Below are 1098 nucleotides of genomic sequence, written 5' to 3' on the forward strand. Positions count from 1 at the left end.
TGAAACGCCCCGGGTTTGTCGGAGGCTCTCGAATCTGTGAAGGATGGAGAGCATGGCAGCACCACGGAAGTACAGCGTTGAGCTGAAGGAGCGGGCGACGCGGATGGCGGTGGAGGCCCGCAAGGACCCAGCCACGCGACCAGGGGCGCTCAAACGGATCGCCGATCAACTCGGTGTGCACCCGGAGGCGCTTCGCACCTGGGTCAAGCAGGCCGAGATCGATGGCGGGGACCGCCCGGGGACCACGACCAGCGAGGCTGAGCGGATCGCGCAGCTGGAACGGGAGAACCGGGAGTTGCGGCGGGCGAACACCATCTTGAAGCAGGCATCAGCTTTCTTTGCGGCGGAGATCGACCGCCCACAGCGTTGATCGTGGAGTTCGTCGCCGCTTTCCGCGACGAACACGGAGTCGATCCGATCTGCGCGGCCCTGCGCGACACGGCCGCCCAGATCGCTCCGTCCACAGTCCGAGCCCATCTGAGCTCTCGACGAGTCGAGGCGCCACGGGTGGTCCGTGACCGCGAGATCCTCGGTGAGATCCGCACCGTGCATGCCGACAATCTCGGCGTCTACGGTGCCCGCAAAGTCCACGCCGAACTACGCAGAAAGGGTATCGGCGTGGCCCGGTGCACCGTCGAGCGGTTGATGAAAGCTGATGGGCTGCAGGGGATAACGAGATCCAAGACGCGGAAGACCACGCACAGCGAGGGGGCCGAAACTCCGCAGCCGGCCGATCGTGTCGAACGGCAGTTCACCGCGGCGGCGCCCAACGCGCTGTGGGTGGCGGACCTGACCTACATCCGCACACACTCGGGGTGGGTGTATGCCGCGTTCATCCTCGACGTCTTCTCAAGGATGGTCGTGGGCTGGCAGGTCTCGACCACCATGCACACCGACCTCGCGCTCGACGCCTTGGATATGGGGTTGTGGGCGCGGTCGCGTGCCGGCCAGGGCGTGGCCGGGCTGATTCACCACTCCGACCGCGGAGTGCAGTATCGAGCCATCCGCTACACCGAACGTCTCGCCGAAGCAGACGCAGTGACTTCTGTTGGCTCCAAGGGTGATTCGTACGACAATGCGATGGCCGAGGCGTTCAAC

Annotated in this window: 2 protein-coding genes and 1 other annotated feature; both genes read left to right on the forward strand. The window is 65.4% G+C overall.

Translation table 11 applies throughout. From position 1 onward, the window contains the following. The first annotated feature begins 52 nt into the window (after positions 1 to 52). Positions 53 to 370 (forward strand): transposase, encoded by a 318-nt coding sequence (locus AMD30_RS24255; RefSeq protein WP_055477366.1) that lies wholly within the window; start codon positions 53 to 55, stop codon positions 368 to 370. Continuing rightward, positions 331 to 459: a sequence feature (AL1L pseudoknot), on the forward strand. (Overlaps the previous gene by 40 nt.) After that, a partial coding sequence (locus tag AMD30_RS24260) for an IS3 family transposase (protein ID WP_156354428.1) occupies positions 373 to 1098 on the forward strand: 726 nt, incomplete at its 3' end. Its footprint overlaps the feature before it by 87 nt.

The sequence above is a fragment of the Gordonia sp. HS-NH1 genome (assembly GCF_001418765.1).
GTDB lineage: Bacteria > Actinomycetota > Actinomycetes > Mycobacteriales > Mycobacteriaceae > Gordonia.

Excerpts from the sequence above, each read along its gene's own strand:
- AMD30_RS24255 (WP_055477366.1), top strand. The coding sequence starts at position 53 with ATGGCAGCACCACGGAAGTACAGCGTTGAGCTGAAGGAGCGGGCGACG.